General features: G+C 64.1%; 12 protein-coding genes. All 12 read right to left on the bottom strand.

Translation table 11 applies throughout. The features are described 5' to 3' along the window. Positions 1-19: 19 nt before the first annotated feature. Entirely contained in the window at positions 20-2,821 is a 2,802-nt protein-coding gene (gene polA, locus AAD018_RS03550) for a DNA polymerase I (protein ID WP_367313507.1), read from the bottom strand. A gap of 784 nt (positions 2,822-3,605) precedes the next feature. After that, positions 3,606-4,364, bottom strand: coding sequence for a TIGR02117 family protein (locus AAD018_RS03545; protein ID WP_367313508.1), 759 nt, complete (start codon positions 4,362-4,364; stop codon positions 3,606-3,608). Next, positions 4,321-5,166: a fumarylacetoacetate hydrolase family protein gene (locus AAD018_RS03540; RefSeq protein WP_367313509.1), complete on the bottom strand. Its 846-nt coding sequence runs from the start codon at positions 5,164-5,166 to the stop codon at positions 4,321-4,323. The genes AAD018_RS03545 and AAD018_RS03540 overlap by 44 nt, the downstream gene beginning before the upstream one ends. A gap of 62 nt (positions 5,167-5,228) precedes the next feature. Then, complete coding sequence (locus tag AAD018_RS03535) at positions 5,229-6,056, bottom strand: metal ABC transporter permease (protein ID WP_367313510.1); 828 nt, start codon at positions 6,054-6,056, stop codon at positions 5,229-5,231. After that, on the bottom strand, positions 6,053-6,904 hold the full coding sequence (locus AAD018_RS03530; protein ID WP_367313511.1) for a metal ABC transporter permease: 852 nt from the start codon (positions 6,902-6,904) through the stop codon (positions 6,053-6,055). The genes AAD018_RS03535 and AAD018_RS03530 overlap by 4 nt, the downstream gene beginning before the upstream one ends. Positions 6,905-7,180: 276 nt before the next feature. Continuing rightward, positions 7,181-8,065 (bottom strand): manganese/iron ABC transporter ATP-binding protein, encoded by an 885-nt coding sequence (locus AAD018_RS03525; RefSeq protein WP_367313512.1) that lies wholly within the window; start codon positions 8,063-8,065, stop codon positions 7,181-7,183. A gap of 1 nt (position 8,066) precedes the next feature. Beyond that, on the bottom strand, positions 8,067-8,945 hold the full coding sequence (locus AAD018_RS03520) for a metal ABC transporter substrate-binding protein (RefSeq protein WP_367313513.1): 879 nt from the start codon (positions 8,943-8,945) through the stop codon (positions 8,067-8,069). A gap of 89 nt (positions 8,946-9,034) precedes the next feature. Next, positions 9,035-10,975, bottom strand: a complete 1,941-nt coding sequence (locus AAD018_RS03515) for a cation:proton antiporter domain-containing protein (RefSeq protein ID WP_367313514.1) — start codon at positions 10,973-10,975, stop codon at positions 9,035-9,037. Next, positions 10,972-11,574 carry an NAD(P)H-dependent oxidoreductase gene (locus AAD018_RS03510; protein ID WP_367313515.1) on the bottom strand — a complete coding sequence of 201 codons (603 nt, stop codon included), beginning with the start codon at positions 11,572-11,574 and terminating at the stop codon, positions 10,972-10,974. Before AAD018_RS03510 ends, AAD018_RS03515 begins: the two co-directional genes overlap by 4 nt. Positions 11,575-11,698: 124 nt before the next feature. Then, positions 11,699-12,658: a fumarylacetoacetate hydrolase family protein gene (locus tag AAD018_RS03505; RefSeq protein ID WP_367313516.1), complete on the bottom strand. Its 960-nt coding sequence runs from the start codon at positions 12,656-12,658 to the stop codon at positions 11,699-11,701. Then, complete coding sequence (locus AAD018_RS03500) at positions 12,655-13,515, bottom strand: MBL fold metallo-hydrolase (RefSeq protein WP_367313517.1); 861 nt, start codon at positions 13,513-13,515, stop codon at positions 12,655-12,657. Before AAD018_RS03500 ends, AAD018_RS03505 begins: the two co-directional genes overlap by 4 nt. Positions 13,516-13,557: 42 nt before the next feature. After that, positions 13,558-14,913 carry a homogentisate 1,2-dioxygenase gene (gene hmgA / locus AAD018_RS03495; protein WP_367313519.1) on the bottom strand — a complete coding sequence of 452 codons (1,356 nt, stop codon included), beginning with the start codon at positions 14,911-14,913 and terminating at the stop codon, positions 13,558-13,560. Between the last annotated feature and the right edge of the window lie 124 nt (positions 14,914-15,037).

Below are 15,037 nucleotides of genomic sequence, written 5' to 3'. Positions count from 1 at the left end.
ATAGGGCGGGATCGGCGGATCAGTGCGCCTCGGCCCAATTAGGCCCCTGCCCCGCATCGACGGTGAGTGGCACGTCGAGGGTCAGGACAGGTATATGCGCCTCCTCCATCACCTCGCGGGCCTTGGCGATGAGCGCGTCCTCGTGGCCTTTTTCGACCTCGAAAAGCAGCTCGTCATGGACCTGGAGCAGCATTCTGGCAGGCAGATCCGCGATCGCGTCATCCATCCGGATCATCGCGCGGCGGATGACGTCGGCAGCGGTGCCCTGGATCGGCGCGTTGATTGCGGCGCGGCGGGCGAAGCCTGCGGTCGGGCCCTTGGCATTGATTTCGGGCGTGTGGATCTTGCGGCCGAAGAGCGTCTGGACGTAGCCGTGTTCCTTGGCGAATTTGGTGGTCTCGGACATGTAGTCCTTGATGCCGGGGAAGCGTTCGAAATAGCGGTCGATGAAGCCCTGCGCCTCGTCGCGGGGGATACGCAGGTTGCGCGCGAGGCCGAAGCCCGAAATGCCGTAGATCACGCCAAAATTGATTGCCTTAGCCCGCCTGCGGATCTCGGGCGTCATCTGATCCAGCGGGACCTCGAACATCTCGGAGGCGGTGGTGGCGTGGATATCCTCGCCGTCGCGGAAGGCTTTCTCCATCGCGGGGATATCGGCGAACTGGGTCAGGATCCGCAGCTCGATCTGGGAATAGTCGAGCGCGACGAGGGTCTTGCCCTCCTCGGCGATGAAGGCTTGCCGGATGCGGCGGCCTTCCTCGGTGCGGATCGGGATGTTCTGAAGGTTGGGATCGGTCGAGGCGAGGCGGCCGGTATTGGCGCCCGCGATGGAGTAGGAGGTGTGGACGCGGCCCGTCTCGGCGTTGATGTGGTCCTGAAGCGCGTCGGTATAGGTCGATTTCAGCTTAGAGACCTGCCGCCAGTCGAGCACGCGGCCCGGCAGGTCGTGTTCGGTCGCCAGATCCTCGAGGATATCGGCGCCGGTGGCATAGGCGCCGGTCTTGCCTTTCTTGCCGCCTGGCAGGTTCAGCTTGTCGAAGAGGATCTCTCCGAGCTGTTTGGGTGAGCCGACCTTGAAGTCTTCTCCGGCCAGCTCGTGGATCTCTTCTTCGAGCTGGACCATCTTTTGCGCGAAGGCCGACGACATCTGCTGGAGGACGTGGCGGTCGACCTTGACGCCTGCCATCTCCATCCGTGCAAGCACCGGAATGAGGGGGCGCTCGAGCGTTTCGTAGACGGTCGTGACCTGCTTGCGGTGGAGCTGCGGTTTGAAGCTGTGCCAGAGGCGCAGGGTGATGTCGGCATCCTCGGCGGCGTATTTGGTGGCCTTCTCGACGGGGACGCGGTCGAAAGTAATCTGGCTTTTGCCGCTGCCGATCAGCTCCTTGATGGGGACGGGGATGTGGCTGAGATAGCGCTCGGACAGGGTGTCCATCCCGTGATTGTGCAAACCGGCGTTGAGTGCGTAGCTCATCAGCATGGTGTCATCGATCGGAGCGACGTCGATGCCGACGCGGGCGAGGATCTTGGCGTCGTATTTCATGTTCTGGCCGATCTTGAGGATCGAGGAATCCTCGAGCATCGGTTTGAGCATAGCGAGCGCGTCGTCCAAGGGCATCTGGCCGTCGGCGAGGCCTTCTTCGGAGAAGAGATCGTCCTCGGCGCTTTTCTTGTGGATGAGCGGAAGATAGGCCGCCTGCCCCGGCTGAACGCTGAGACAGACGCCAACGAGATCGGCTGTCATCTCGTTCAGGCCCGTCGTTTCGGTGTCGACGGCGACATAGCCGCGCTCGTAGATGCGGTCGATCCAGGTTTGCAGTCCTTCGGCGTCGGTGATGGTCTCGTAGGCGTCGTGATCGAAGGGGGGCTGTTCGATCTCGTCCGGTTCAGCCCCGGCGGGGTTGGTGTCGGGCAAGGCGGGCGCCTCGACATTGAGGTGGTCCGAGATCCGTTTGACGATGGTGCGAAACTCCATCTCTTGCAGGAAGCCCAGCAGGACCTCGGGATCGGGGTCGCGGACCTCTAGATCGTCGAGGGTGAAGTCGAGCGGGGTCTCTTCGTCGAGCTGGACGAGGCGCTTGGAGAGGCGAATTTGATCGGCATGGTCGATCAGGGTCTGGCGGCGCTTGGGCTGCGGGACCTCTTCGGCGCGGTCCAGAAGATCTTCGAGCGAGCCGAATTCGTTGATGAGAAGCGCTGCCGTCTTGACGCCGATGCCGGGTGCGCCGGGAACGTTGTCGACGCTGTCGCCCGCGAGCGCCTGCACGTCAACCACCCGTTCGGGACCGACGCCGAACTTGGCCTCGACGCCCTCGCGGTCGATGACGCTGTTCTTCATCTGATCGAACATTTGCACGCCATCGCCGACGAGTTGCATCAGGTCCTTGTCGGAGGAGACTATAGTGCAGGTCCCGCCCGCCGCGCGGGCCTGGACGGCCAGGGTCGCGATCATGTCGTCGGCCTCATAGCCCTCCATTTCCTTGCAGGCGATGTTGAAGGCTTCGGTGGCGCGGCGCGTGAGCGGGATCTGGGGGCGCAGATCCTCGGGCATCTCGGAGCGGTTGGCCTTGTACTGGTCGTACATGTCGTTGCGGAAGGTGTGCGAGCCTTTGTCGAAGATCACGGCCAGATGGGTCGGCGGTTCGACCCCCGGATTCCCCTCGATGTACTTTTGCAGCATGTTGCAAAAGCCCGAGACGGCGCCGATGGGCAGGCCGTCCGATTTCCGGGTCAGCGGCGGGAGCGCGTGGAAGGCCCGGAAGATAAACGCCGATCCGTCGATCAGATGCAGATGACAGCCTTTGCCGAATCGCGTTGTCATGAAAATTCCTTTCACACAGTCATACAAAATGACACGCCTAAACGCGGATCACCATACGTCTGAAGGACTTGGAGGATCTTCCGTGTCGCTGCTTTCATGCTTGCGTCGCGGTCAGATCCAACCATTATCTCGGGATCAAATTTTGCTATGGAATAATAGATGCCTTTAAAACGAAAGCTTTTGCTCTCCACTCTCGCCGTACTAGCCCTGACGGCTTGTACAACAACGGAAATCGCTTCGGTCTCGCAAAATCAGTTTGTGGTCTCAACAACGGGCGCCCCTGCCTGCGACGCTGATGCTGTCTTAGTTGTAGCACAACAAATGGCTGCGGTAGAGACTTTGCGTCGTGGTTTTGATCGGTTCACCGTGCTAGACTCAGATACGACGGCGAGGGAGCGGACATCGAGCGTGCCGGTCGTCTACGGGGGTATCGTAACTTCCTCATCACTAAACTCGACGGAAATGACTGCTGAGCTTTCAGTTATTGCGGGTCGAGGCAATCAGGCCACCTCTGCAAACTGGTTCGACGCAAAGCAGGTTCTCGGTCCTGAGTGGCAGCGTCGTGTAAGGTCCGGTGTGAATAGCTGCAGCTAGAAACATGGCCTCCTGGCGGGACGCATTCCACCGTAAATACCATCGTCGCACTTAGGTAAATTTTGCTAAACGTTTTCTTAACTTTTAGTTGAGTAGGGTGACGAAGCTTTTTGGGAAGGAAGCTTTGATGGTTTTGTTTTTGTTCTTCGCCGTGCTGGGCGTTGTCGCGTGGGTTGCCGTTCGGCAGCCGTCAAATGTCGTGATCGAGATGCCCGTAGCGCGCAAGCGACAGGGTCAGCGCGTATGGCGTTGGGGTCCAGGCGCCAAGGCGTAGACCGGCCTTGCGCAGGGTCGCTCCGACCCAGGCATTGCAGGTATAGAGCGCGTTGAAGCGGTCCTGGCCGAGGAAAAACCGGTCGGTGGTGGTGAAGCTGGGGCTGCCATGGGCAATGGGCGCGCCGGACGGATCGCGTGTCAGATCGGCGAGGATCGTCTTTAGCAGGCGGTCCAGCTCTTCGGGCGTAACGGCCACGCGGCTAAGGCCGGGATGCGAGCCGAGCGGGCCGTAGACGTCGATCCTGAGAACGCCGGCATCGCCGAAGATGCCTCTGAGCGTCGCGCGCATCGACAGATCGCTCCAGGTCGGGGTCGTCGTGTAGAAGTCGAGCCCGCCCCAGCCGACGGCGATCCACTCCACCCTGTCCCAGCTGACCGGAACGCCTGCCGCTTCGGCGAAGGCGAAGCGGGCGCGGATCTCGGGCGTGGCGGGCAAGAGGATATCGGCATGGACCAGACTTGAGGCCATAAGGATCGTCTCGGTTCTGGCGGCGGGCGCGGTCTGGGCGCTTTGTCCCGGGATCAAAGCGCCGGGGATCGCGAGCGCGAACCACAGGAGCGGGATCGCCAAGGCGAAGAGCGCGGCGCGCAGGAGGCGGCGGCGGTTGCGGCGCGGCTTTGGGGCGGCGTCAGTCAGGGACGGTCTCGCAGCGCTGCTCTCCCAACCCGTCAATGCCGATGCGGACAGTCTGGCCGGGTTTGAGGAAGACGGGATCGGGCCTGATGCCCGCGCCGACACCGGCGGGCGTGCCCGTCGCGATAATGTCGCCGGGATGGAGCGCCATGAACTGGCTGAGATAGGCGACCGTCTTGGCGACCGGGTGGACCATGTCGGCGGTGGTCCCATCCTGCCGCATTGTGCCATCGACCTCGGTCCAGAGGCGGAGGTTCTGGGGATCGGTGATGTCGTCCTTGGTAACGAGCCAGGGGCCAAGCGGCGCGAAGCTGTCGCAGCTTTTGCCCTTGGTGAACTGGCCGCCGCGTTCGTTCTGGAAGGCGCGTTCGGAGACGTCGTTCATGACGGTGAAGCCCGCGATATGGTCCATCGCCTGCGCGTCGGTGATGTATTTGGCATGGGTGCCGATCACGACGGCGAGCTCGACCTCCCAGTCTGTTTTCTCGGATGTGCGGGGAATGCGGATCTCGTCGTTGGGACCTGATAGGGCCGAGGTCGCTTTGAGGAAGATCATCGGCTCGTCCGGCGCGGGGCGGCCCGTTTCGGCGGCGTGATCGGCGTAGTTGAGGCCGATACAGACGATCTTGCCCGGATCGCTGACGGGCGGGCCAAGCCGGGTGCCTTGCGGCACGAGCGGCAGCTTGGACGTCTCGAGCGCGCCTAAGTGGGCGAGCGCGTCGGGCGACAGCGCCTCTCCGGTCAGGTCGGTGACGTGGTCGGAGAGATCGCGCCAGACGCCCTCGGCGTCGATCAGGCCCGGGCGTTCCTCGCCGGGTTGTCCGTATCTGATGAGCTTCACCGCGCGTCTCCCTTGGTCGTGACCCGGGCGACTATGGCGGGGCTTGCGCGGGTTGGGAAGACTTAGACGGCCGCGCGGCGGGTCCGGCGGGCGCTGCGGATGAAAGCGGCGATGAAGGCCGCGGTCATCAGCAGGATGATCGTGGGCGCGGGCGCGCTGTCGAGCCAGAAGGAGAGATAGACGCCGAGCAGGCTGGAGACGAGAGTGAGCGCGGTGGCGACGATCAGCATCGCGTCGAAGCGGCGGGTCAGCAGGAAAGCGGTGGCGCCGGGGGCGATCAGAAGGCCGATCGTGAGGATGAGGCCGACGGCGGCGAGCGTGGCGACGATGGTCAGCGACAGAAGCGCGAGCAGGCCGTAGTGCAGCCAACGGGTCCGCAGGCCAAGGGCGCGGGCCTGGGCGGGATCGAAGGCGTTGAGCAGCAGGTCCTTGCGCAGGACAATGAGGGCGGTCGTCACGATCAGAGCCACAATGCCGCTGGTCCAGAGATCGGCGGGAGAGACGCCGAGGAGGTTGCCGAAGAGGATGTGGTCGAGATGCAGGTCGGTTTCGATCTGCGTGTAGAGGACGAGGCCGAGGCCGAACATGCCGGAGAACACGACGCCCATGACGGTATCCTCCTTCACGCGACTTTGCTCGGAGAGGTAGCCTGTGGCGAGCGCGCAGGTCATGCCTGCCGCGAAGGCGCCGATCAGCAGCGGGATGCCGGCGATATAGGCGAGCACGATGCCGGGCAGGACTGCATGGCTGACCGCATCGCCCATCAGCGACCAGCCGCGCAGGACCAAAAAGCAGGAGAGCAGCGCCGAGGGCAATGCGATGATCGCGGCCATGACGAACGCTTCCTGCATGGAGACGAGCTGGAACGGGAAGAGCAGCGTTTCGATCATTCCAGCGCTTCCCTCATGCGGCGGCGCGCGGCGAGGCGGCCATGTTTGGGCGCCCAGATGAAGGCGGCGAGGAAGAGCAGCGTTTGCAGACAGACGATGATACCGCCGGTCGCTCCGTCGAGGAAGAACGACAGGTAGGCGCCGACGGCGCAGGTCACCGTGCCGAAGCCGAGGCTCAGCGCGATCAGGCGCGGGAAGCGGTCGGTCAGCAGGTAGGCGGTGGCGCCGGGCGTGACGACGAGCGCGATCACGAGGAAGGCGCCGACTGTTTGCAGCGCAGCGACGCAGGAGGCGGCGAGGAGGGTGAAGAAGATCGCGCGCAGAAGGCGGGGGTTCAGCCCGATAGAACGCGCGTGGTTTTCGTCGAAGAAGGCGACCATCAGGTCCTTCCAGAGGAGTGTGAGGACCGCCAGAGAGACGGCTCCGATCAGGGCCAGTTGCAGGGTGTCGCCCGGGGAGATGGCGAGGATGTTGCCGAGGATGATGGTCTGCACGTCCACGGGGACCGGAGAGACCGAGACCATAAAGAGGCCGAGGCCGAAGAAGGAGGTGAAGATCAGACCGATGATCGCGTCCTGTTTGAGGCCGGTGCGCTCCTGCAGGAAGAGCATGGCACCTGCCGCAAGGCCGCCTGCGAGAAAGGCACCGAGGGCGAAGGGCAGGCCGAGCATATAGGCGCCCGCGACACCGGGAACGATCGAATGCGAAAGCGCGTCGCCGATCAGCGACCAGCCTTTGAGCATCAGGAAGGCGGAGAGGAAGCCACAGACCCCGCCGACGAGGGCCGAGACCCAGATCGCGTTTGTCATGTAGCCGTAGGTGAAGGGGGTGAGGAGGGTTTCGATCATGGGGCGGTAGCCCGCTTGAGGTCGCTAGCTGTGCCGTTGAACGAGGAGGGTCGCGCCTGACCCTGGGAGGGCGGAAATAACCTTGAAGCCGAGGGTACGCTCGAAAGCATAGATGTCGTTTCATTTCCGAATGACATCGCCAAGCGCCCTCCCGTGGGGAGGCTCGGGCGCGACCCGGCGTGCCGCCGGGCCTGACGGATGGACGGTGTTTCGCTCAGTGTCCGATCCGGCGGGATATTTGTGTTGGGTTCGGGGCGAGAGCACATAGCCGAGCCGTTACTCACGCGGGTCATCGTCGTAGATGACGAAGGGGCGTTCGTCGTCGGTGATGACGCGGATCTGGCGCGGGTCGTCGTCATCGTGCAGGTCGTCTCCGCCGAGGACGAAGTGGCGCAGGACGCCTCCGAAGGCGCGTTCGAGATTGGCGCGGGTGAAGACCTCGGAGGTGAGGCCGTGGGCCAGAACGGTGCCTCTGACGAGGATTGTCCGGTCGCAGAATTCGGGGACCGAGCCGAGGTTGTGGGTCGAGACCAGCATGACGCGGCCTTCGTCGCGCAGCTCTCCGAGGAGTTTGGTGATCTCCTCTTCGGTGGAGACGTCGACGCCGGTGAAGGGCTCGTCGAGCAGGATCACGCGAGCATCCTGCGCGAGCGCGCGAGCCAGAAAGACGCGCTTTCGCTGGCCGCCCGAGAGCTCCCCGATCTGGCGGGTGCGGAAGCTGTCCATCCCGACGCGGGCGAGCGCCTGGGCGACGGCGGCGCGGTCGACTTTTTTGGGGCGGCGCAGCAGGCCCATATGGCCGTAGCGGCCCATCATCACGACATCCTCGACGAGGACGGGAAAGGACCAGTCCACCTCTTCGGATTGCGGCACATAGGCGACCTCGTTCACCTTGAGCGCCTCGCGGGCAGGCCGGCCGAGGACGGTGATCTCGCCCTTTGCGACCGGCACGAAGCCCATGATCGCCTTGAAGAGTGTCGATTTGCCCGCGCCGTTCACGCCCACAAGGGCGGTGATCGTGCCGGTGGGGATCTCGAAGCTCGCCTCGCGCAGGGCGGTGGTCCCGTTGCGGTAGGTCACCGTCACGTCGCGCGCGAAAACGCCGCTGGTGGTCCGGTTCGCTACGGCTGGGGCGGGCGCCCTGGCGTCGAGGGACGCCATGCTACCCGCCCAGCCCGTCTGCAATCGTCTCGGACGTCACACGCAGCAGGTCGAGATAGGTCGGCACGGGGCCGTCCGCTTCGGTCAGGCTGTCGACATAGAGCACGCCGCCAAAGGCCGCGCCGGTTTCGCGAGCGACCTGCTCGGCCGGATCGTTGTTGACGGTGCTCTCGCAGAAAACGGCCGGGACGCTGCGCTCGCGCACGCCGTCGATGACGCGGCGGACCTGCTGGGGTGTGCCAACCTGATCGGCGTTCATCGGCCAGAGATAAAGCTCCTCCAGCCCGAAATCGCGGGCGAGGTAGGAGAAAGCGCCTTCGCAGGTGACCAGGGTGCGCGCGTCTTCCGGCAAGGCGGCGATGCGGTCGCGCAGGGGTCCGATGGTCGCGCGCAGCTCGTCCTTGTAGGCCTCGGCATTGGCGGCATAGGTCCCCACGTTGTCCGGATCGGCCTCGGAGAAGGCGTCGCGGATATTGTCCACGTAGATCAGCGCGTTATCGAGGCTCATCCAGGCATGGGGGTTGGTGCGGCCCTCGTAGCTGCCCGAGCCGATGGCGATGGGATCGATCCCCTCGCTGACCGTGACGGAGGGGATGTCACCGAGGTTGTCCAGGAACTGCTCGAACCACAGCTCGAGGTTCAGCCCGTTCCAGAGGATCAGATCGGCATCCTGCGCACGCACCAGATCGCGGGGCGTGGGCTGGTAGCCGTGGATCTCGGCTCCCGGGCGGGTGATCGAGACGACCTCGGCGGCGTCTCCGGCCACGTTTTGCGCGATGTCGGCGATCACGGTGAAGGTCGTGACAGCCTTGAGGCGGTCCTGCGCGCTTGCCGCAGAGGCGGCCAGTCCAAGGAGAAGAGCGAAGGCGAGGCGCAGCATGGGGAAGATTCCGTTGGTTGTTTCGCGGCAACCTATGTGGATTTTGCCCCCTGTCAATGCAATTGCGACTTATTCTCAACTAAGAGTGATCACGAGGAGGCCTTCTTGGACGGCTCCGTCTCCTCCTCGTTGGCCTCGATGTCGCGGGGGCGCGGAGGGGTCCAGGCGCGTCCGATCCAGTCGGTATAGTCGGGGCTGTCCTGCTGCATCGCCTCGTCCTGCTCGCGCATCAGCTCTCGGGCGCGCTGGACATAGGCGTCATTCTCGTGGCTGGGCGTGTCGGGATCGTAGAGGTCGGCCATCCGGCGCATGGCATGCTGGTCGCGGGCAACGAAGTCCTTCACTTTCCGCTCGGCATCGAAGGGATGCCATTCCAACGCCTCGAGCGCGGAGCGTCCGCCGCGCACGGCGCTGTCGAACGTGTCGCGGATGATATCGCGGCAGCCTGCCGCCCAAAGCTCGTAGACATGGTTGCGATCGCGCGCGCGGGCGGTGACATGCACATGCGGGTAGTGATCGACGATGTAGCGGACCAGTTCGGTCGTTTGGTGCGGATCGTCGATGGCGACGACGATCAGGCGCGCCTCTTCGATCCCGGCGGCATGGAGCAGATCGGGCCGGGTCGGATCGCCGTAGAAGACGCGGAAGCCGAAGGCGCGCAGCACTTCCAGATGACCGATCGCATTATCGAGGACCACGGTCTTGTAGCCCGCCGAGGTGAGGATCCGGTTGATCACCCCGCCGAAGCGGCCGTGACCTGCGATGATGACGGGGCCGTCGGCGTCGATCTCGTCCGGCTCAAGCTCTTGGGCGGCGGAGAAGCGAGGGGCGATGAGCTTGTCATAAGCCAAAAAGAGCAGCGGTGTGAGCAGCATCGAGAGCGCCACGATGAGCAGAAGCCGGTCGGCAATCGCATCGGGCAGGATCGCGTTGCCGGTGGCGAAGCTGAGCAGGACGAAGCCGAATTCTCCGGCCTGTGCGAGCGAGAGGGCAAAGAACCATTTGTCCGCGCCCTGCATCTTGAAGAGCAGCGCGAGCCCCCAGAGGATCGCGAATTTCAGCGCGATCAGGCCAAGGGTCAGCCCGACGATGACGAAGAGGTTCTCGGACAGCATCCCGAAATCGATCCCGGCGCCGACGGTGATGAAGAAGAGACCGAGTAGCAGTCCCCGGAATGGCTCGAGATCCGCTTCGAGTTCATGGCGGTATTCGGAATTGGCCAGAACGACCCCGGCCAGAAACGAGCCGAGAGCCGGGGAAAGGCCGACAAGCGTCATCAGAACGGTGATCCCGACGACGATGGTCAGGGCCGTAGCGGTGAAGAGCTCTCGCAGATTGGCGCGGGCGATGAAGCCGAAGACGGGCCGCGTCAGGAAGTTGCCAACCAGGATGACCGCCGCGATCGCGCCCAGGGTCAGGCCCGCCCTGCCCCATCCGGAGAGGCCCGCGATCCAGGCATCCAGGGCGGAGGCCTCGCCGTGATCGTCCCCATGGGCGGCGGCCTCGCCCATCAGCTCGGGCATGGCGAGAAGCGGCAGGAAGGCGAGCATCGGGATGACGGCAATATCCTGCGTCAGCAGCACCGAAAAGGAGGATTGCCCGCCATCGGAGCGGAGAAGCCCCTTTTCGGTCAGCGTCTGCAAAACGATGGCGGTGGAAGAAAGTGACAGAACCGCCCCGATGGCCAGCGCCACGGTCCAGGGCTGGCCCAGCGCCATCGCGATGGCCATGACCGCCCCGAGCGTGCCTACGACCTGAAGCCCGCCAAGGCCCAGAAGCTTGGTCCTCATTTGCCACAGGACCTTCGGTTCCAGCTCGAGGCCGATCAGGAACAGCATCACGACGACGCCAAATTCTGCGAAATGCTGGATCTCGATGACGTCGACATCGAAAATGGCCAGAACCGGCGACAGCGCGATGCCCGCGATCAGGTAGCCCAGCACCGATCCCAGGCCGAGCCGGGCGGCAATGGGGACCGCGATGACCCCCGCGGCCAGAAAGAGCAGGGCAAGCTCGAGGATATCGCTCATGCCGCGCCCTGCCCTAGCCGAAGGGTCTGCGCCGTCAGAACCTCCTCGTTCCCGATCTCGAGCCGATCGTCGCGCAAGGCTTTCAGAAGCGCCGCATAGCCGCGTGCATGCTCGGCGACCTCGGTCTGCGCATCGGCCTCGATGGAGCCATAAAGGACGTATGGCGGGAGGAACTCCATCTTGCACAGATGGGCCGTTTGCTCCAGCGGGGTGAGAAGCGTGCGGATCCCGAAGCGGTTATACCCGTCCTTGGAATAGGACGTCTCGGGTCCGCCCGCGGTCAGCGCCAGCTGCATCCGCTTGCCCGCCAGCTGCGTGCCGCCATCGCCATAGGCAAAGCCGTGCTCCAGAACCAGATCGATCCAGTCCTTGAGCAAGGCGGGGACGGAATACCAGAAGAACGGGAATTGCAGGACGATCGTGTCATGATCGATCAGACGATCCTGTTCCCGCTCCACATCGACACCGTGACGGGGATAGTCGGCATAAAGATCGACCTGTGTTATGCCCTCGACCTGCGCCGCTTCGCGGACCATGGCGCTGTTCACCCGCGAATAGCGCTGCCCGGGATGCGCGAGATAGACGATCACCTGCGCCATAAGATCCCCTGTTCATGTCTTGATCCCGGACGACGATGACAGGTCCGCCGCCGGAGGGAAAGGCGCGGCCGGGATGGAGGGAGGGTGATGCCGCGCCAGCGGCGAGGGCTCCCCCGTCCCGGGATCAGGCCGGAACGACCGTCTGCTCGATGGCGCCGAAGATCGACCGGCCATCCGCGTCCTCCATCCAGATCCGCACCCGGTCGCCCGGCCGCAGGAACGGGGTCTTCGGCGCCCCGCTTTCGATCGTCTCGATCATCCGCTGCTCGGCGATGCAGGAATAGCCCACTCCGCCCTGCGCCACGGGTCGGCCCGGACCGTCCTTCCCGGCATTCGACACGGTGCCCGATCCGATGATCGTCCCGGCAGGCAGATCCCGCGTGCGTGCGGCATGGGCGATCAGCTGCGCGAAATCGAAGGCCATGCCGACCCCCGCATCGGCGCGTCCGAATGGCTCGTCGTTCAGATCGACGCGCAGGATGCCCGAGAGCCGCCCCTCCGACCAGCCGGGCAGCGCTTCGGGCGTCGCGGCGACGGGCGAAAAGGCCGAAGGCGGCTTGGACTGCACGAAGCCGAACCCTTTGGAGAGCTCGTCCGGGATCAGTAGCCTCAGAGAGATATCGTTGATCAGGCAGACCAAACGGATCGCGGCGGCCGCTTGCTTGGGGGACGCGCCACGCGGGACGGGCCCGGTGATGACGGCGATCTCGGCCTCGAAATCGGTGCCCCAGCCCGGATCGCAGACGATCGGCGCCTGCGCCGCCAAACAGGGCGCGGAGCAGCCTTGGTACATCAATGGATCGCTCCAGAGCCGCTCGGGCATCTCGGCGCCGCGCGCCCGGCGCACCAGTTCCACATGGTTTAGATAGGCCGATCCGTCGAGGAATTGCGGCGCTCGTGGCAGCGGCGCCAGCGCATCGGTTGGATCAAACGGCGCGGCAGAGGGCTCCGGCAGATCGGCGTCCTCCCAGCCATCCAGAAGGTGCTGCAGGGACAGCCCAGCGCGCGCGCAATGGGCCAGATCGTCCGAGACCGTGACCAAGGTGCCATCGGGCGTGCCGTTATCGACCGTCGCCATCTTCATGATCCGCGCTCCACCGTCATTCCATCATAACCCACCGTGACCGGGCCGCCGGGCCAAGCCGCCTCTGCCGCCGCCTGCCAGTCCGCAAGGCCAAACCCCGGCAGATCGCAAGGCACCAGATGATTGAGAAGAAGCCGCCCCGCGCCCGCTTCCCGGGCGATCCGGACGGCGTCCTCAAGCGGGGTATGGCTGGCCAGAAGATGTGCCTTGAGCCGGCCTGTATTGCCGACTCGGGAACACAACAGATCCACCCCGTCCAGCCGCATCGCCTCGTGAACGAGGATGTCCGCCTTGCGCGCGAACTCGACCAAGGGCGGAAATGGCGCGGTATCCGCACCAACGACTACCGACCAGCCCGGCACCTCGAGCCGCAGCGCGAAACAATCGGTCACCGGTGGATGTTCGACCCGGAGCGCGGCGGCGGTGCACCCCGCCAGATCCAGCGGTCCTTCGGCGATCTCGCGGCAGGTCACCAGATCGCGCAGCGGAGGGCGCCCTTCATCGGCGACGCGCAGATCGATGTCGAACCGCATCGACGCGCAGAACCGATCCCAATAGGCGTCTATGCCCGGAGGCCCCCAGATCTCTATCGAGGCGCTCAACCCCGTCGTCCAAGCGGTATGCAGAAGCGGCCCAAGCTCCAGCACGTGATCGGAATGCAGATGCGTGATCAGGATCGTCCGCAGATCCTGAAGATCGAGCCCCGCCTCCACCAGCCCGCGCGTGACCCCGAGACCGCAATCGACGATGATAGGCCGTCCGCCCATCACCAGAAGATGCGAGGTCGGATTGGGTCCCCCGGCGCGGATCGCCGGTCCGCCCTTTGTGCCAAGAAGCACCAGCCGATCGCTCAGCACGACGGGATCCTCTTCATCTGGCCAAAAATACTCAAATATCCGTCACTTCACGCCGGGCGAGCCGTCGAACTTCTTCTCCAGACCGTCCCAGCAGTCCACATAATCGTCCTGAAGCGGCGCCTCCTCAGCGGCAAAGCGCGTCAGGTGCTGCGGAAAGCGGGTCTCGAACATGAAGGACATCGTATCGGCCAGCTTCTCGGGCTGCAGATTGGCCTGCGAAGCCCCTTCAAAAGCCGGCCCGTCCGGACCGTGGGGCAGCATCATGTTGTGCAGACTGATCCCGCCCGGAACGAACCCTTTGGGCTTGGCGTCGTAGATCCCGTGGATGTTGCCCATCAGCTCGGACATGATGTTCTTATGATACCAAGGCGGGCGGAATGTGTGCTCGGCCACATTCCAGCGATCGCGGAAGAGAACGAAATCAATATTGGCCGTCCCCTCGACGCCTGAGGGCGCGGTCAGCACGGTAAAGATCGACGGATCGGGATGATCGAAGAGGATCGCGCCGACCGGAGAGAAGGTCCTCAGATCGTATTTGCAAGGCGCATAGTTGCCGTGCCAGGCGACCACGTCCAAAGGCGAATGGCCGATCTCGGTGACATGGAACTGGCCGCACCATTTAATCGTAATTCGACTGCGGACCTCGCGATCCTCGAACGCGGCGACGGGTGTCTTGAAGTCGCGCGGATTGGCCAGGCAGTTGGCCCCGATCGGACCCCGGTTCGGGAGATCGAACTTGGCGCCGTAATTTTCGCAGACAAAGCCGCGGGCCGGCCCCTCCAGCACCTCGGCGCGGAAGACCATGCCGCGCGGCAGGATCGCGATCTCCTGCGGCTCGACATCCATGACGCCCATCTCGGTGTGAAACCGCAGCCGCCCGGCCTGCGGGACGATCAGCAGCTCGCTGTCGGCGGAATAGAAGTAGTTGTCGACCATGGAGGCCGTCGCCAGATAGATATGCGCTGCCATCCCGATCTGTGTATTTACATCGCCCGCCGTGGTCATGGTGCGCATACCGGTGAGGAAAGTCAGATCCGCCTCGGGAACGGGAACGGGATCCCAGCGGTACTGACCCAGAGAGATCACGTCCTCGATAACATGGGGCGCCGTCTTCCAGCCCGGAACGTCCGTCTTCACCCAGCGCGACTGATGCCGGACCGAAGGCCGGATCCGGTAGCACCAGGTCCGTTCGTTCAGGCCGCGCGGCGCCGTGAAAGGCGTACCCGAGAGCTGCTCGGCATAGAGGCCATAGGCGCATTTTTGCGGAGAATTCTGGCCTTGGGGCAGCGCGTCTTCAAGCGCCTCGGTTTCGAAATCATTGCCAAATCCCGGCATATAACCCGATGGCGCTCCAGTCCGGGCCGCCGTCTGAGCATCCGGGGCGTTCTGAACGTTCATTGGGACCTCCCTGTCACGCGCGCTCAGGATACTCTCGTCGCGCCCGGCGGCAAGGGGCACGATCTTCTAGAAGATCGTGAGGCCCAAAATCTTCTAGAAGATTTTGCAGATCAGAATTTTCTAG

Source organism: Aestuariibius insulae (genome assembly GCF_040783535.2).
Lineage (GTDB): Bacteria > Pseudomonadota > Alphaproteobacteria > Rhodobacterales > Rhodobacteraceae > Aestuariibius > Aestuariibius insulae.
This window is presented reverse-complemented; position numbering and strand designations above follow the sequence as displayed.

What these genes read in the sequence shown, in the direction of transcription:
- AAD018_RS03525 (WP_367313512.1), bottom strand. Translation starts at nt 8,065, where the DNA reads ATGGCGTCCCTCGACGCCAGGGCGCCCGCCCCAGCCGTAGCGAACCGG.
- AAD018_RS03535 (WP_367313510.1), bottom strand. Translation starts at nt 6,056, where the DNA reads ATGATCGAAACGCTGCTCTTCCCGTTCCAGCTCGTCTCCATGCAGGAA.
- hmgA (WP_367313519.1), bottom strand. Translation starts at nt 14,913, where the DNA reads ATGAACGTTCAGAACGCCCCGGATGCTCAGACGGCGGCCCGGACTGGA.
- AAD018_RS03530 (WP_367313511.1), bottom strand. Translation starts at nt 6,904, where the DNA reads ATGATCGAAACCCTCCTCACCCCCTTCACCTACGGCTACATGACAAAC.
- AAD018_RS03515 (WP_367313514.1), bottom strand. Translation starts at nt 10,975, where the DNA reads ATGAGCGATATCCTCGAGCTTGCCCTGCTCTTTCTGGCCGCGGGGGTC.
- AAD018_RS03510 (WP_367313515.1), bottom strand. Translation starts at nt 11,574, where the DNA reads ATGGCGCAGGTGATCGTCTATCTCGCGCATCCCGGGCAGCGCTATTCG.
- AAD018_RS03505 (WP_367313516.1), bottom strand. Translation starts at nt 12,658, where the DNA reads ATGAAGATGGCGACGGTCGATAACGGCACGCCCGATGGCACCTTGGTC.
- AAD018_RS03520 (WP_367313513.1), bottom strand. Translation starts at nt 8,945, where the DNA reads ATGCTGCGCCTCGCCTTCGCTCTTCTCCTTGGACTGGCCGCCTCTGCG.
- polA (WP_367313507.1), bottom strand. Translation starts at nt 2,821, where the DNA reads ATGACAACGCGATTCGGCAAAGGCTGTCATCTGCATCTGATCGACGGA.